At 63.0% G+C, this 16,598-nt stretch carries 11 protein-coding genes; 3 read left to right on the forward strand and 8 right to left on the reverse strand.

Annotated features, from left to right (window positions below; genetic code table 11):
• The 3 genes from egtB to ACFCU0_RS01390 form a co-directional block, all read right to left on the reverse strand.
• The coding region (gene egtB, locus ACFCU0_RS01380) for an ergothioneine biosynthesis protein EgtB (protein ID WP_434971864.1) at positions 1-1,208 on the reverse strand (1,208 nt) is incomplete at its 3' end.
• Between the two features lie 318 nt (positions 1,209-1,526).
• Positions 1,527-2,348: an SDR family oxidoreductase gene (locus ACFCU0_RS01385; protein WP_434971865.1), complete on the reverse strand. Its 822-nt coding sequence runs from the start codon at positions 2,346-2,348 to the stop codon at positions 1,527-1,529.
• A 205-nt stretch (positions 2,349-2,553) separates the two neighbouring features.
• Positions 2,554-6,096, reverse strand: coding sequence for an ATP-binding protein (locus ACFCU0_RS01390; protein ID WP_434971866.1), 3,543 nt, complete (start codon positions 6,094-6,096; stop codon positions 2,554-2,556).
• A gap of 508 nt (positions 6,097-6,604) precedes the next feature.
• Here ACFCU0_RS01390 and ACFCU0_RS01395 point away from each other — a divergent pair.
• From ACFCU0_RS01395 to malQ, 3 genes are all read left to right on the forward strand, one after another.
• Positions 6,605-7,129 carry a PH domain-containing protein gene (locus ACFCU0_RS01395; protein ID WP_434971867.1) on the forward strand — a complete coding sequence of 175 codons (525 nt, stop codon included), beginning with the start codon at positions 6,605-6,607 and terminating at the stop codon, positions 7,127-7,129.
• 95 nt (positions 7,130-7,224) lie between these two features.
• Complete coding sequence (locus tag ACFCU0_RS01400) at positions 7,225-9,162, forward strand: PH domain-containing protein (protein WP_434971868.1); 1,938 nt, start codon at positions 7,225-7,227, stop codon at positions 9,160-9,162.
• 115 nt (positions 9,163-9,277) lie between these two features.
• Positions 9,278-10,783, forward strand: a complete 1,506-nt coding sequence (gene malQ, locus ACFCU0_RS01405) for a 4-alpha-glucanotransferase (RefSeq protein WP_434971869.1) — start codon at positions 9,278-9,280, stop codon at positions 10,781-10,783.
• A 61-nt stretch (positions 10,784-10,844) separates the two neighbouring features.
• On the opposite strand, the gene pyk is transcribed toward malQ, so the two are convergent.
• The 5 genes from pyk to ACFCU0_RS01430 form a co-directional block, all read right to left on the reverse strand.
• On the reverse strand, positions 10,845-12,275 hold the full coding sequence (pyk, locus tag ACFCU0_RS01410) for a pyruvate kinase (protein ID WP_434971870.1): 1,431 nt from the start codon (positions 12,273-12,275) through the stop codon (positions 10,845-10,847).
• Between the two features lie 224 nt (positions 12,276-12,499).
• Positions 12,500-13,744, reverse strand: a complete 1,245-nt coding sequence (locus ACFCU0_RS01415; RefSeq protein ID WP_434971871.1) for a site-2 protease family protein — start codon at positions 13,742-13,744, stop codon at positions 12,500-12,502.
• Between the two features lie 136 nt (positions 13,745-13,880).
• Positions 13,881-14,675, reverse strand: coding sequence for a TerC family protein (locus tag ACFCU0_RS01420; RefSeq protein WP_434971872.1), 795 nt, complete (start codon positions 14,673-14,675; stop codon positions 13,881-13,883).
• 151 nt (positions 14,676-14,826) lie between these two features.
• Positions 14,827-15,546, reverse strand: a complete 720-nt coding sequence (locus tag ACFCU0_RS01425) for a GvpL/GvpF family gas vesicle protein (RefSeq protein WP_434971873.1) — start codon at positions 15,544-15,546, stop codon at positions 14,827-14,829.
• A gap of 182 nt (positions 15,547-15,728) precedes the next feature.
• Entirely contained in the window at positions 15,729-16,535 is an 807-nt protein-coding gene (locus ACFCU0_RS01430) for a GvpL/GvpF family gas vesicle protein (RefSeq protein WP_434971874.1), read from the reverse strand.
• Positions 16,536-16,598: the final 63 nt, after the last annotated feature.

Here is a 16,598-nt window from a genome sequence, read left to right on the forward strand (position 1 = left end):
AACTTACCGTTGTACTCACCAAGGGCCCCGGGGAGCGGTTCGTAGCCTGGGTACGGGGAGTAGTGGCTCTGTGTCCATTCCCATACGTCCCCGTACATCTGATGCAGCGGTCCGTCCCCGTCATCCGGGACGTGGCCGGTGGCGTCCTCGGGCAATGGCTGCGGGTGAAACGCGCCCCGATCTACGAAATTGCCATCCACCGGCAGGCCGCGCGCTGCAATCTCCCACTCCGCCTCCGTCGGCAGGCGTGCATCAGCCCACCGCGCGAAGGCCTCCGCTTCGTAGTAACTCAGGTGCGACACCGGCTCGGCGGGGTTCACCTCGCGCAATCCGCCGAGCGTGTACAGGTAGTAGACGCCGTCGTGCGGTTCCCAGTAGAACGGCTCCGTCCAGTTCTTCTCTTGAACCGTTGCCCAGCCGGCCGACAGCCACAACTCCGGCCGTTCGTATCCGCCGTCCTCCATGAATTCGAGGTACTCACCGCAGGTCACGAGTCGGTTCGCGAGTTGGAAGGATTCCAGAAACTCCCGATGGCGTGGCGTCTCGTTGTCGTAGCAGAACCCGGCCTCGGGGTCATCTGCGTCGAAGCCGATCTCGTAGAGCCCTTCGTCGAAACCGACCCAGTCAAGCGGAGGAACGGATGTCCGGCCCGCGGGCGTCAGATCGTCGCGATAGGCCGGGCGGAGAGGATTGACGGACAAGACGTGCTTCATGTCCGTCACCATAAGCTCCTGATGCTGCTGCTCGTGGTGAAGACCGATTTCAATTAACGGGCCGAGTTCGTCCATCTTCGTCCCGTCGGCAGTCGCTATTAGATCGCGCATCGCATCGTCTACGTGCTCGCGATAGGCGTACACCTCCTCCACGGTCGGACGCGAGATGTACCCGCGTCGGTCCCGGCAATGGCGCTCGCCCGCCTGGATGTAGTACGAATTGAAAAGATACGCGTAGGTCTCATTCAGCGGGGTATAATCGGGGGCGTGCTCGTTGAGAATAAACGTCTCGAAAAACCAGGTCGTGTGGGCGAGATGCCACTTGGTGGGACTGACGTTCTCGACGGTTTGAACGACATAGTCCTCGGTGTTGAGCGGCTCACAGAATTCTTCGGTGAACCCGCGCACCGCGTTAAACCGCTTGGAAAGTGAAGACGCGTCCGTACATCGAAGGGCATCCGGGGTCGCGGCAGGGGCAGCAGCGTTGGTAGCCATGATGGGCAGAGGGGAAAGGCAGAGAAGACGTGTGTTCTCATTCGTTGCCCGATCCTTGGCATGCAAACCACCCACAGTGCAGGGCCCCGGTTCACCGTGTCCGCGTCGAGCGACCACGACGAAACGGGGATACGGAGGGTGGACGTGCGCTCTTCAGGGGAGGGGGCAACCGGTGAGACAGTGTAGCAGGCAGCGACCACGGGCCGCGCACTGGGACGATCACGACCGACGAGCCGCTTCATCCAACATACACAGTAACGCACCCCGACGAGGGAAGTCAACGTGGTTAGCCCTTTGGAGCGCTGAATCGACGGATCGTTACAGGTTGCTCGGGTCCGGATGATCGAATGTGTATCCGAGCAAGCTGCGCACCCTGTCGTTCCGGATGCTCTTCCCCCCACGGGTGTCGTCCAGGTCGAAGTCCGGGGGCTCAAGTCCCAGCGACCGCGCAGCACGGATATACGTTTCGCGGCGCGACGGATGCCGATCCGCGACGGCGTTGAAGACCCGGCCGCGGGCATTCCGATCGAGCACCGATGCGACAACTCCGATGCAGTCGTCCAAGTGGATGAGATTGACGGGCGCAGACGGACGCGAAAGCCCGGACCGCCCCGCAAGGAACCGGCCCGGGTGCCGGTCGGGTCCGTACAATCCGCCGAAGCGCAGAATTGTCGCCGCTGCCTCGTGCGTCCACCACATCCCCTCAACCGTTTCCAGAATCTCCCCCGTATCGCGTCGGGGACCGTCATACGTTGCGGGACCACCGGGCGGAAGATCGTCTTCCTCGACGGACCGGTCTGCGTCGGGATACACGCCCGTCGAACTGGCGAAGAGAACCCAGTCTGCGGTCATTGCCGCTCCGACGACCTCCATTTGTCGCTGGTGAAAGGCCGCGGCGTCGTCGCGACCCCGTGGCGGCGGCACATTCACGAAGATGATATCCGACTCGAAAAAGTCTTCCGGGTCACCCATTGGGTCGGGGTCCAGCTTGATCATGTACGGCTCGACCCCGGCCTCCTCAATCGTCTCAAGCTTGTCCGGTGTCGTAGTGGCTCCCTTGACGCGGTAGCCCTTCTTGACGAGATGGCGACCGAGCGGCAGTCCGAGCCAGCCGCATCCGAGAATACTGATTGTGTCCATACCGGTGGAGCAAGTCCATGCCTGTTCAAGGTGCTGACCGTTCGGATCAAAAGACGGTGCCCTCCGCTCGTTCCGGTTCTCCATCGCGCAGGGCCAGCATGGCCTGCGGCCACACCGCACCGGTCGAGGCGACGGCCACAACGCCGACGGTACAACGATGAGAGACTGGGGCTCTCTCGCGACGCGACGGACCGGCGAGGCACGTCTACGACCGACGCGGACCGGCAGAAGCAGCCGGGATAATCAGGGTGAATGTGCTTCCCTCCCCGGGGCTGGTCTCGACGTCCACGTCGCCGTCATGGAGTTCCGCAATCTGCTTGACGATGTATAAACCGAGACCGGATGAGCCTTCGTCCCCGGTCGGTTCCGGCGTTAGGCGCTGGAACGGCGCGAAGAGGCGGTGCTGATCCTCGACGCTGAGGCCCGGGCCCTGATCTTCCACGCTGAAATGGATCTCATCGTCGGAACGGTCGACCCGGACCAGAATGGGCGCACCGTGGGGCGAATACTTGATTGCATTGCTGATGAGGTTATTCATCGCCTCGCGGAGCTTGCGCTTGTCTGCCTCCACGATGCACGGCTCGGACGGGACCGCGGCCGTCAGCCGCTGCTCCTTCCGCTCGGCCTGATGCTGGAAGCTGTGAGCCACCCACTCCGCGAGCGCGCCGGCGTCGATCATCTCCATCTCTGCCTGAGCCTGCGCGGACGATGCCGCGGACGCCAGAAGGTCGTTGATCAACGTCAGCGTTTCATCCGCGGAGGAACGAATCAGATCCAGCTTGCGCTTCGCGTTGTCGTCTACGTCCCCGCGCTCGAGGAGCACCTCCGACAGCGCCCGGATACCGAACAGGGGATTCTTGAGGTCATGCGCAGCAACGCCGAGGAGCTTGGACTTCTGCTCGACGGTTTCCTGCAGCACTTCATTGCTACGAACCAGTTCGGTGTTGTACACCTCGAGCTGGCGGGCCTGCTCCTTCACCTCGGCGGTTCGCCGGGCGATGACCTTCTCGAGCGCCTCCGCGCGGTGTTCAAGCTGGGCAGAGCGCCACTGCACGACACCAAACACCAGCCCTCCCATGAGGAAGGCATAAGCGGCGTACGCCCAGATCGTCCGATACCACGGGGCAAGCACCTCGAAGGCATAATGCGCGGTCGTCGCGGTCCAGACCCGCGGGTTGCGTGCACGCACGTCGAATTGATACCGCCCCGGAGGCAGATTCGTGTACTCCTTCTTGGTTTCGGCGGACCAGGCCGACCATTCCGCATCGAAGCCGTCGAGCCGGTATTGATACTCGACGCTCTCCTCCTGTCCGAATCCCGGCGCGGCAAACTCGAGTCGGACCGCGTTGTCCTCGTACCCGATCGTCGTAAGCGTGCGATCATCGCCCTCCCGGCTCGTGGCGGAGCGCGCGGACGAGCCGCGCTCGCGGGACTGCTGCGTGCCCGAAGGTCCGGACGGCGGGGATGCCTGCGCGGCCGCCCGAACCGCCCGTCCGGATGCACCCGGTCCCGCCGCCCTGGATGATCCGTTACTGTTCCCGTCGTCCGGCTCCCGGTCAGCCTGCCCCGCACTCCGGTCCGAGTCCATTCCCGTCACATTCAATGCACCGAGACGGCGTACCGGTGCTCCCTGCATCGGCTCGGTCCCGCCGTAAAGAACCGAATCGCTCCGGATCAACGACACGCTCCGGATCAGCGTCCGGACCGGCCGGAGTTCATGGGACATCGTGACCGGATGATGCGACGCAACTCCCTCCTCCCCGACGACCCAGAACCGACCGCTGGTCTCCGCGCGGGAGGCGTACGCATTGAACTCGGGGACGTAGGCGAAGGGGACGCGCACGTCGACATCACGGCCCGGCGCTTGATCAAACCAGTAGGTTTCAGCCTCCGCCGTCACCCAAAGATCTCCGTCCGGCGCGGCGGTCAGATTCAGAACGCGACCGGCGTCCGCTGGAAGGCGCGAGGTGATGCTGGTGTCCGGCATGAGGGCGATCCGGCCCGTCTCGTCGCGCTCCGGTCGCGATACGCCTTTTCGCGTAACGATTCGAAGACCGTTTTCCGGGACGTACGCCATCCGAAAGACGTGCTGCGGGCGTTGTCCTTCGGACGCTATTTCCGTCACGCTGGGCTGGTTCTGCAGGCCGTCGGAGGTCGACACGTTCCACAGGCCGCCGTACGCCGATGCCACCCAGAGGTCCCCGCGATCGTCTTCTTCGAGGAAGAAGATGCCGCGGTCTAAGCCCGGGATCGTCGGCTGGCTCTCCCATCGCCCGTTTCGATACTGCATGCTGCCGACGCCGTCGATGTATCCGACGTAGACCAGGCCGTCCGTATGACGTGATGCGTGGAGGCCGTACGCGGTCCGGCTCTCGGCAACCGAGCGGGCACGCCCACCGGTCAGTTGGAAAACCCCGCGATCAGTGGCGGTCAGAAGACCGGCCGGATGCGACAGGAGGGCGAAAGCCTGGGCGCGAAGCGCCGTGACGCGTTGAAACGATGGACGCACGGTCCCGTCGGCCGCGAGGTCGCGCGACAGCCGAAACACGCCTGACGTGGTTCCAACATGCAACGCGCCGTTATGCCGCGTGATCGATAGGGCGACACCATCCAGCCCCGTTCGGTCGTCGAACATGCTGATCGGCAGCATGATTTCGGCCCGCGCAATGCCACTCTCGTACGCCATCCAGAGACCCTCCTGCCGGTCGACGAAGAGCGCCTTGACGTCGTCCCCGATTAAGCCCGCCCGTTTGTCAAGGATGCGAAGTGCCCGACCCGAGCGGTCTGTGATGACGACCCCGCCCCACAGGGTAGCAAAGGCGTACGACCCGTCAGGAAGGACCGTCGCGGTGTACAATTCATTCGCCTGGAGAAAGCCGTCCACGTCGGTTTGAAACCGCTCGATTTGACCGTTCCGGCGGAGAAACAGTTCACTGGCGACCGTCCCGATGAGAAGGCCTTCGTCGCCATAGGGCATGATCGTGGCAACGCTCGTGTTGGTGAATCGCTCCCCGCCGGGCACGGGCTCAAGTCGGCCGTTCGCGATCTGATGCAGTCCCACGTTCTCTCGAGCGACGTACACCGTGTCGCGGACGGCGAACAACTTGTAGAAGCGCGCGGCTTCCGACGTCGTCCAGACGTCCATCTTCGACCCGTCCCATCGATAAATCGCACGGCGCGTCTGAAAGTAGATGCCACTGCTCACGGCGATCCCGCTCCACGTATGCCCGAAGCTGCGATGGGCCGGAGGAATCTTGTCCTGCAGGGACATGAACTGCATCGTTCCGGATGCATCCGGCGCCAGATATCCGATTTCACCGTATGCACCGACGTAAACCCGACCGGTTGAATCGCGAAAGACCGTCCGCACCAGGGTGCGGTTCTCGGTCGGGATGAGCCGCCATTCCGCTCCGTCGTAGGCCAGGACGCCGGCCGGATTGCCAACGTAAATGATCCCGCGATCGTCCTGGGTAATCGCCCAGTTCTGACTGGGGAGATCCGGCCCGTAGTCGTCGGGGACGTAATTGCGGAAAAGCGGGTAGCCCGGCACCTCGTCGAAGGTGGGAGTCGACACGAGCCGCACCGGGCGCTCGACGGTGATGTCCTGCTGACCGTTGGAAACGGGTGGGCCCGACTCCAGGACGCGCCCCGCCTCAGCGACAGAGAAGGATCCCGCCAGGAGCCACAGGATCGCTGCAGTGGCAACCATGCCCAACCCCAAAGCAATGTAGACGCGAGAAGTGCGCATGGACGATCGAATGGGAAACACGTAAGCCGCCGGAGGGCGCGGGTACAGGTCCTACAACCTGCCGCAGTGCAGCAGGACAAGACGGTTGGTTTCGGCCGAATCGCACGAAAATATCGAAACGGATATTTTGAATGCCACTAATGGTGACGAAAGTACACACACCCGGTACTCGCACCGCGTGCTCCTATGGATAATCATGCATACTCCGTTTGTGAATTTCGGTTGCACCTAATCTTGCCCGTGCCCTACATCTTGGTATACGCGATTGCGACGTTGAACCTGTCACAGCCCTTGCTGCGAACACCATCTTCACACGAGCGCGCGTGTCCTCGCTGTCCCTTGATCCGACACCTCAGGGCCGAGTGCAGCAGGCTTCGGTGCCGACAGGCGGAACGACCGCAGCAGGCTCCCCGCGAGAACACAGCGTTGCGCGTCGGTCGGGGCGAAACCTCTGCCGCACCGTGGTTTTCAACACAGGTGCATATGCTTTCCCATTTTACCGCCCCGGATGGAGACCGCTTCGCCTCCCCTCGAAACCGCCTCTGCCGACGAACTGCAGTCGCTTGAGCCGTCCATGCAAACCGTGTGGTCGATCAAGCGCGGCGCATTCGCGACGATCATGGCGTTTGCGGTCTTCTTCTACGACCTTGCCCACCTCTTCGGTACGAGCGCCCTGCCGTTCGGTGTGCTGACGGCCATTGTCGCCGTTCTCGGCCTCCTTTACGCGCTGATCTGGCCCCGTCTGATGTACCGGAACTGGGGCTTTTCCATTCGATCAGAGGAGATTTACATTGAGCACGGCGTACTGAATCACATTCGCACTGTCGTCCCGCTCCGCCGCATCCAGCACCTCGACGTCTCCCAGGACCTCCTCGAGCGAGAGTTTTCGCTCGGCCGCCTCGTCGTCCACACGGCCGGCTCCCGCTCCAGCGACGTCGTCATCCCCGGATTGAACCTCAATGAAGCGGAACGTATCCGGGACCGCGTCAAGCAGTTCATCCTCGAAGATCCGCTGATGGAGGATCCGGTCTGAACCCTCCGCCGTCCGGCCCGACTCACAGCCGGCCTGCCCCCGTCTCCGGCCCTCGCCTCTCGATCGTCCTACTCCCCGCGCTCCTGTTCCTGTCCATGGCTTCGCCCCTATCGAACGGATCCCGTGCCCCTGCTTCCGGGGGAAATGACCAACACGGAGGGGACGAGCGCAGCCGCGATTCGTCACCACAGGAGCCCGTCGCAGGCACAGGTGGCGAGGGGGCGCCGGAGCCCACCGGACCGACGGAGGAGAACGCCCCGGCTTCCAATCACGAGGGCGCGTCCGACGACTCGCATGCCACCGCTTCCGACGCAACGGACGCTCCCGGTGACGAGGCGCCCGGTGACGTTGACCCGGCGCCGAACCCGGACGACGACGGTCCCGCCACGCTGGGTGAGCTTCACGAGCCGCAACGACTACATCCCCTGACGCTTCTCCAGCGGTTCCTGGCCAGCCTACCGGCCCTCCTGCTGCTGATGGTGCCGGTCCTGATGAATCCGAGTGGGGAAAACGTCTTTTATCTCTTCATGACGGTGGCCTTCGGTGTCATCGCGCTACCGTCCATCCTCCTGCAGTACTACCGGTTCAGCTACCGGCTGACGCCCAAGCAAATCATCATTCAGAGCGGGGTATTCAACCGGCAAAACCGAAGCATCCCGATCGAACGCGTTCAAAATGTTCAGATCGAGCAAAACGTCCTGGCCCGCGTCGCGAGCATCGCGAAGGTCAAGATCGAAACCGCGGGAAGCACCGGAACGGAGGGCGTACTCGAATACGTCAGCCTTGAGGAGGCGCAACGCATCCGGCACGTCATCCGCTCGTTTCAACGTCAGAAGACGAATGCGGAGACGGTCTCCGAACAGGACGCACCCGCCAACTCGACGGCCGGGGACGACTCCGATGCCTCAACGGCTCCGGACGAAGCGCGACGCGCGGAGGAGCAGGTGCTATTTCGGATGCCCCTGCAGCGCGTCTTTTTGAGCGGAATGTTTCGTTTTTCGCTCGTCTACATCGCGGTCGTGTTCTCGGTCTTCCAGTTCGTGGAGCCCGATACGCTGCTTAACTACGTGCTTGCCTCCCGGTCGCAGTTTCAGGCTTTCGTCGATGCGATCTACGCGTCACCCTTTTTCGCCGCCGTCGTCACGGTCCTATTCGCGGCGCTCTTCGGCTGGCTCACGGGGATTGCGATCAACCTGAACCGATATTATGGTTTCCATCTCTGGCTCGAAGGCGACAAGCTGCGAAAAAAGCACGGTCTGTTCACCGTAACCGAGGGCACGATTCCTCTGGAGAAGGTGCAGGCGCTCATCCTCCGCACGAACCCGCTCATGGAGGCATTCGGCTGGTTTGCCCTCGAGGCCCAGACCGTCGGGGTCAACGTCGACGAACAGGGGCACCGGGTCGTCGTCCCCTTCGCCCGTCGCGAGCAGGTACTCGATGTCGGACGACGCGTCCGCGAGTTTAACCTGCCGGACTCATTCCAACGTGTCTCCCCCCTGACGATCCGCCGGTCCTTCGTCCGGTACATGGTCGCGCTGTCGGTCGTGGTCGCCCCAGCGGTCTACTTCTGGCCCAGCGACTGGGCCGCGCCCATGGACGCCGCCCTTCCATACTGGGCGTATGCACTGACGCCGTTGCTCCTCCTCTGGGCGTACCTGCAGTACACGCACCACGGCTACACCCTCTCGCAAGACGGGCTCTACATCCGCCGGGGCGTCATCAGCCGGTACACCTGGGTCCTGCCCACGGAGAAGCAACACGTCTTCTACACCACTGCGTCCGTCTTTCAGCGACGCCTTGGGCTCAAGTCCTTTTTCGTTGACACGGCCGGAGCCGCAGGCTACGCCTACCCGGAGGTGGTGGACGTACCAGCGGACACGGCCGACAGTACCCTCCATCGCCTCTACGACCGGTTCCACACGCTATATCAGGACCGCATCCGCGCGGCGACTGGCTCGGCCGACACGCGACTTTCATCCGACGAACGTCCCCAGCTCCCGGAGGCTACGCGGAGTGAGTGGGCCGACGGCTGACACCGTCGACCGGACCCCCTTCGTGCGAGGCACCGGCCCCACCTCGCCTCTCATGCCCTGAGACCGGTCGGCAGCCGTCCGGTCCTTCTGTTCTTGCCCTCAACTTTCCCTCCCCGTGCACTCGCGACGCGTTAGCGGTATCCTCCTTCACATCACCTCCCTGCCTGGCTCCTTCGGCATTGGCGACCTGGGCCCGGTGGCTCACCGGTTCGTTGATCGACTCGCCGAGACGCATCAGCGGCTCTGGCAGGTGCTTCCGCTCGGCCCCGTCGGACACGGCGCGTCCCCCTACTCCAGCCTGTCGACCTTCGCGAGCAATCCGCTGCTCATCAGCCCCGCCCCGCTCCTCCGCGACGGCCTTCTCACCGAGGACGACGTCGCTCCGCTCCGGGAGCTACCCGACGGACACGTCGATTTCGCTCGCCTTATTCCCAGAAAGCGCGCCGTGCTGGAAGCTGCTTTCCAGCGATACCGTGACGACGCCGGCGATACGAAGGATTTCCGGGCCTTCCGCGAAAACAATGCGGAATGGTTGGACGAATACACCCTGTTCATGGCGCTGAAGGATGCGTACGACGGCGCGCCGTGGCATGCATGGGACGACGCGCTCGTTCACCGGCAGCCGGCAGCCATGGAGGAGGCGCGGGAGAACCATTCGGAGGCGATCCGGATGCATGCCTACTGGCAATACCTTTTCGACCGTCAGTGGTCGGATCTACGGGCGCACTGTGCGGATCGGGACATCCGCCTGTTCGGCGACATCCCGATCTACGTAGCGCACGATAGCGCCGACACCTGGGCCCATCAGGACCTCTTTTTCCTGGACGAGGAGGGCCAGCCAACGTCCGTCGCCGGCGTTCCGCCCGATTATTTTTCCCCGGAAGGCCAACGCTGGGGGAACCCCCTTTATCGGTGGGACCGCATGAAGGCGAACGGATTCGAATGGTGGATCCGCCGCGTGCGGCAGGTGCTGAACCGAGTCCACCTCGTTCGCATCGATCATTTCCGCGGGTTCGAGGCGTACTGGGAGATTCCCGCGGATGAAAAGACGGCCGTAAACGGGCACTGGGCGGAGGGGCCGGGCGGTGCTGTATTTGAGGCGCTGGGAGACGCCCTCGGCGATCTTCCCGTCGTCGCGGAAGACCTCGGCATCATCACGGACAAGGTCCGCGACCTGCGCGACCGATTCGACTTCCCGGGGATGGCCATCCTCCAGTTTGCATTTGGCGGCGAGCCGGACCATGGGTACCTCCCCCACAACTACAGCCGCAACCTCGTGGCCTACACGGGCACGCACGACAACGACACGCTCCGCGGCTGGTGGAATGGCACTATGCCGGAAGATCAGCGCGACTTCGCCCGGCGCTACCTGTCGGCCAACGATCAGAATCTGTCTGAGCGCTCATTGCGCGCTCTTCTGGGCTCCGCGGCCGATCGCGTGGTGACGCCCCTGCAGGATGTCCTGGATCTTGGAGCGGATGCCCGGATGAACGTTCCCGGCGAAGGGAGCGGCAACTGGACGTGGCGCTGCTCGGAAGAGGATCTCAACGACGAGCGCCTCGACCATCTGGCGGAACTGACGTGGCTGTACGGTCGGGCTGCGACAGACTCGGACGAATAGCGTCGGGATCGGCCGAATGCGCTGCTCTCGTCGAAGCGCGCGTCGCGTCTCGAACGAACGCCTACTGCACCCGGGATACGTGCACCATGTTCGTGCGACCACGCGCCGGAAGCGGCATACCGGCCGTAATCACGACGTGCCCCCCCGGCTCGACGAGTCCTTTCTCACGCAGAATGCTGTGTACGCGGGCAATGCCCTGGTCCGTATCCTGCTGGAAGGGAATATGGAACGCCTGCGTCCCCCACAACATGCCGAGCTGCCCGACCACGCGCTGGTTGTCGGTAAAGGCAAAATTCGGCATGCTCGGACGGTGGCGAGCGATCGACCGGGCGGTGGCACCGGAGTTCGTCAAGCAGCAGATCGCCGCGGCGTTGACCTGCTCCGCAAGTCGGCAGGCGGTGAAACTGACGCTCTCGGTCACGTTCTCCGTCCGCTCCAGATGGCCCGGCGTCATGGAGAGTGTCTGACGAAAGTCCTGCCAGTGCGTCTCGGCCCGGCGGATGATTTTGTTCATCGCGCGCACGACGCGAACCGGATCCGTGCCGACGGCTGTCTCGGCCGACAGCATGACGGCGTCGCTTCCATCGAGCACCGCATTGGCCACGTCGCTTGCTTCCGCACGCGTAGGGCGCGGGTTGTCGACCATGCTTTCCAGCATCTGCGTCGCCGTGATGACCGGCCGAGCGGTCGCCATGCTTCGACTGATGAGCATCTTCTGCGTACTCGGCACCTCCTCCATCGGCATCTCGATGCCGAGATCTCCGCGGGCCACCATGATGCCGTCCACGACCTCGAGGATGTCCTCGATATTGCGGACCGCCTCGGGCTTCTCAATCTTCGCTACGACACTCGCGTTCTTGCCGGCGTCCTCGATCAGGCCGAGAAGCTCCTCCACGTCGGAACGCTCACGAACGAACGATAGCGCGACCACGTCCACGTCCATCGACAGGCCGAACTCAAGGTCTTTTCGATCCTTCTCTGTCAGCGACGGCGTCGACGTACGAATATTGGGCAGGTTGACGCCCTTCCGTGAACGCAGCGGGCCGCCTTCAACGACTTCCGTGACGATCTCTTTGCCGTCGATCGACGTAATCGTGAGTTCGAGTAGACCGTCATCCAGAAGGATACGGCCCCCGACGTCGGCATCGTCGGCGAGCGTTGGGTAATCGATGTGAACCCGCTCGGCAGTTCCCTCCTCCAGCGGCTCAGGGGTGATCACGAGCTTCTGTCCCTCCTTCAGCATGACGCTCCCATCCTGCATCTGGCCGACACGGATCTTCGGTCCCTGAAGATCCTGCAAGATTGTCACCGTCTGCCCCTGACGCTTCGCCGCTTCCCGGACCGTGCGGATCCGCTCGGCGTGGTCGTCGTGACTGCCGTGACTGAAGTTCATCCGCGCGACATTCATTCCGGCCTCGATCATATTCTCGATCGTGTCTGGGTCCGACGAGGCGGGGCCGAGCGTGCAGACGATCTTCGTGCGACGATTCATAAAGCGGGGTAGACGTAGTCAGGAGACACCGTGCGGCAAAACCAATCCGGAAGATAGGGCGCATCGACCGGAAATGCGTGACGCCGACTACGGTACGGAGTTAACAAAACGGGAAGTCGCGACAAGGAAGACGATAAATCCCCCTTCATCGGCCCGATGGGCTACCGTCTTCCCCCATCGAAGGGTCTTGGACGTACCATCTCCCCGAATTACATCTCGTCGAATTACTCGTCGCGCCGCCCCGGAGCCGCCGGTCGATCTGCCCCCCCGTCGTTTTTGTTCTCGGGCACATCGCTGTTCTCCACGAGCGACGCCGGCGACTCCCGAAGCTGCTGCAGCTCCGGCGCCATCTGCTTCCGAACGTCCGACGCCTCCCGCTGCTCGAGGGCAGATGCCACCATCACGAGCTCGCCCACGTTCTCAAGCGTCAGAAGGCCGACGAGGTCGCCGTGCTTGAGGACGGGCACGGTCGAGCACTGCTCCTGGCTCATTCGCGTGAACACGTCTTCCAGCATCTCATCGTCTCCTACGGAGAAGCACGGCTCTCCAGCAATGGGCCCGACGGGATCGGTCGCATCGTGGGTGGACAGGGCACGGATGAGCGTCTGTCGGCGCAGGATCCCGGTCAGGCGTGGGTGCCCGTCGGCGTCGGGTTCGACCACGGGAAAGTCGTGATCGCTCCCCGCAAGAAGCGCGTCGACTGCGTCGTCAAGTGTATCGTCCGAGTTCAGGGTTGCGAAGCGCGTCATCATGGCGTGGCGAACGGTCGCTCCGTGGGTGAATGCGCGAAACATCGCCTGTTGCGACTCGCGCTGCGCACCGGCATATACGAAGAGCGCGATGAACAGCAGGATCGGGTTAAAGGAGAGAACGCCGAGTAGGCCGAACAGGATTGCCATTCCCTGCCCGATATTGGCTGCCGTCTGCGTTGCCTGCGCGTAATCGGTTCGGAGGGCCAGCAGCGCGCGCAGCACACGTCCGCCATCCATCGGAAACGCAGGGAGCAGGTTAAACGCGGCCAGGCCCACATTCAGCCAGGCAAGGGTCGGAAGGGGGTCCGTGAACGGGTCCATGAGCACGGACGGATTCATCGTCCGCCCGGTAGCGTAGACGAGCGACCCGAGCATGATCGCGATCGCCACATTTACCGCGGGACCGGCCACGGCTATCCAGAACTCCTTCATCGGGTCGGAAGGGATCCGCTCCAGGCGCGCCAGACCCCCGATCGGATACAGTGTGATGCTGCGCGTCGGAACGTCGAATCTTCGCGCTGCAAGGGCATGACCAAGCTCATGGAGCACGACGCAGGCGAATACGCCGAAAATGACGCTGATACTCGTCACGGCGTCCGCTGTCGGGCCGCTCTGGACCACGAAGAAGACGACGATCCCCACCACCAGCAGCAGAAACGACCAGTGGAGAAAGATGCCGATACCGAAAGCGGAGCCAATCCTCAGCGATGTTTTCATGACCACCCGCGGGGTCGTGGAAAAGGGCAACACAGAATTCAACGATCAACCGAATACCGGCAGTTCCGAAGGCGCTCGACGAAGCACGTAACCATCCGAACGAGCAGCCTCACCGGTCGCCGCGATGCGGCAACGGCTACGCACCGCGCTCCTGCTGCACGACCCGATGCACGGCGTTACGTAGCCTCGGCTGATGCAAATGCACGGGCCGACGCTCTCGCTTCTTTTTGGCCGTAGATCGTAGATTCAGCATCTCCACGATGAGCGAAAAGCCCATGGCGGAGTAGATGTAGCCCTTCGGAATGTGCTGATCCAGCCCCTCGGCCACGAGCGTGACGCCGATCAGCAGAAGAAAGCTGAGGGCGAGCATTTTCACGGTGGGATGGTCGCTGATGAAGTCGGCGATCGAAGACGCGGACAGAAGCATGATGCCGATTGCAATCGTGACAGCGATAATCATGACCTCGATGTGCTCTGCCATACCCACCGCCGTAATCACGGAGTCCAGTGAGAACACGAGGTCAAGAAGAAGGATCTGGACGATCACGCTGAAGAACGATGCCGCCTGGGCCATGGTGCTGTCCACGTCGTCCCCTTCCAGCTTGCCGTGGATCTCGTGCGTCGCTTTCGTAATGAGAAAGACGCCGCCAGCCAGGAGAATCAGGTCGCGTCCGCTGATCGCGTGGGTGAGCACATCGAAGAGCGGCGCCGTGAGCGTCATGATCCAGCTGATCGATAGAAGGAGCAGGATCCGTCCGATAAGTGCCAGCGCCAGTCCGATCCGGCGTGCCCGGGGCTGCTGCTCCTCCGGAAGCTTGTTGGACAGGATCGAGATAAAGACGATGTTGTCGATGCCGAGTACAATCTCCAGCACCGTCAAAGAGCCAAGGGCGATCCAGGCCTCCGGGGACGACATCCATTCGAACGACATAAAGACGGGGGAGCAGACAGGGGACGTTGTGACTGCCTCCCCAACGAATCTATCCGTCGAAACGGTTCCTCCTGCCGCTGATTGACCCAATGCAGTCGGACGGCCCGGTTTCGGACGCCCGTACGCCCGCGTCCGAATGGGACGTTTGCGTTTACACAAACGAATACGGCGCCCACGGGCCGACGACCTCGACATCATCCACGCCCGGCGCGGCGACGGTCCCGGCGGTTTCCCGAAACGCATCGGCTGACTCCCGGGGGACCAGAAAAGCAATCGACAAGGGGTCTTCCGCGTCGTGGCGCGGCGACATGGACACGGACGTGGCGAGTGGTTCGAGCGCCTCGCGGAAGGGTGTCGCAGCAGCCTCAGCACGCTCTCTCTGCCGCGCAATGCTCTGCTGGCGCGCGAGGAGATACGCCGTTCCAGGTCGGTCACTTCGATACGACGGCGGCCCGTCTTCCTCCGTCTCCCGTTCTTTCAGGCGCATACAGATTCCCATCTCGACCTGTCCGTCCAGGCGCCCGAGCAGGTCGACGTAGATCGACTCCTTCTCCCGCATCACAGCCCTCGCCTGTTCTTCCGTTTGCACGACCGTACCGAACCGAAGCGGGATCACCGGTCCGCCGTCGAAGGTCGCGTCAACGACCCGCTTGAAGGCGATAATCTCCTGGACGGAAGGAGACGAGAGTTGAACACCTTCCGGGACGGCGGAGACGACCACCGATAGGGATTCCCCCTCGATGGTGCGTACGAACTGATCGTATACCCCCGTGACGTCGGCGAGTCTTTCGATCACTTCCGGCCGGGTGCGGCTCGGATCGAACAGGCCATACATCAACCACTGCGGGGCGTGAACGGCTGCGTCGGACATGGTGGATCAGCCGGGCGAGTGAGGGAGAGAGAGGGCATGTCGCACGTCGGGCATGCGCAATGCAACCCGTCGCGCGACGGCGTACTGCCTGTCTGGAACCGCTTCCGATACTACAGCACCGTACCCTTGCACGATTCACATTGATTCGTATCTCGTAAAGGAAATCGGTGGAATGACCGCACTCACGCATCCGAGATCGACGGTCGGAAGCTGTACGGCGGCCAGGGTCCCTTGCATTCGACCTGCAGACCGGTTCCGTCCAATCGCTGATTGGACGCTTGCAGTGCATCGAAGAACGTCTCGGCGTGCGCGTCAGGAACGAGGAACGCGAGGTGCGCCGAAACCTCGCGCGGATCATCGGGACGGTCGCGGGCCGGCAACATGACGGCATCCCGGCTGTGCGGCAACAGGGCATCAGCGATCGTGCCTGCCTCCTCATCCAGCCATGCCTCCACCTCGTCGCGCGCGTCCTTGCGCCGCTTCTTTTGCTGGAGGTACGCCGTGCCCGTCTCGGGCTCATCATCCCCCCCGGCAAGGTGCGACGTCGCCGCTTCGCGATCGAGAAGCAGCTTTACCGACCACTCGTCAGCATCCCTGACCTGCTCAAAGAACGAAAGCAACGTATCTTCCTCCCGGTCGACGACGTCAGTCAGACGGCGGGCGGACGAAAAGAGCGTGGCAAACCGCGCAGGATATGAGGGACCGGTTTCCATGACCGCCTCCACGATCTCCTCGTGCAGCGTGGCTCGCGGCGCCACCCAGGCGAGCGATTTCAGGTTTTCCTCCCCGTTCTCGCCGGCCCACGCACTGCGCGGCACAACATCGACCACCGCATGCACACGCGACGTGCAGACCAGAGATCGAACCGGCCCGCCGGACAGCCCCTCCGTGGACCCAACTGCGACGTCGGACGGGTGAAGCGCATACAGGTAGAGCGCTTCATTCGGTGCGATTTTGATGTCCGCTTTGCGAACCGGGTCGGCGTTCATGAATCGATGCATTCGTATCGAGAAAGGCCGGTAACGACCAGGTGGTACGGACGCACTCGCTTG

The sequence above is a fragment of the Longibacter sp. genome, assembly GCF_051155795.1.
In the GTDB taxonomy this organism is placed as follows: domain Bacteria; phylum Bacteroidota; class Rhodothermia; order Rhodothermales; family Salinibacteraceae; genus Longibacter.

Coding starts and splice junctions, on each gene's coding strand:
- ACFCU0_RS01385 (WP_434971865.1), bottom strand. CDS start 2,348: ATGGACACAATCAGTATTCTCGGATGCGGCTGGCTCGGACTGCCGCTC.
- ACFCU0_RS01390 (WP_434971866.1), bottom strand. CDS start 6,096: ATGCGCACTTCTCGCGTCTACATTGCTTTGGGGTTGGGCATGGTTGCC.
- ACFCU0_RS01395 (WP_434971867.1), top strand. CDS start 6,605: ATGGAGACCGCTTCGCCTCCCCTCGAAACCGCCTCTGCCGACGAACTG.
- ACFCU0_RS01400 (WP_434971868.1), top strand. CDS start 7,225: ATGGCTTCGCCCCTATCGAACGGATCCCGTGCCCCTGCTTCCGGGGGA.
- pyk (WP_434971870.1), bottom strand. CDS start 12,275: ATGAATCGTCGCACGAAGATCGTCTGCACGCTCGGCCCCGCCTCGTCG.
- ACFCU0_RS01415 (WP_434971871.1), bottom strand. CDS start 13,744: ATGAAAACATCGCTGAGGATTGGCTCCGCTTTCGGTATCGGCATCTTT.
- ACFCU0_RS01420 (WP_434971872.1), bottom strand. CDS start 14,675: ATGTCGTTCGAATGGATGTCGTCCCCGGAGGCCTGGATCGCCCTTGGC.
- ACFCU0_RS01425 (WP_434971873.1), bottom strand. CDS start 15,546: ATGTCCGACGCAGCCGTTCACGCCCCGCAGTGGTTGATGTATGGCCTG.
- ACFCU0_RS01430 (WP_434971874.1), bottom strand. CDS start 16,535: ATGAACGCCGACCCGGTTCGCAAAGCGGACATCAAAATCGCACCGAAT.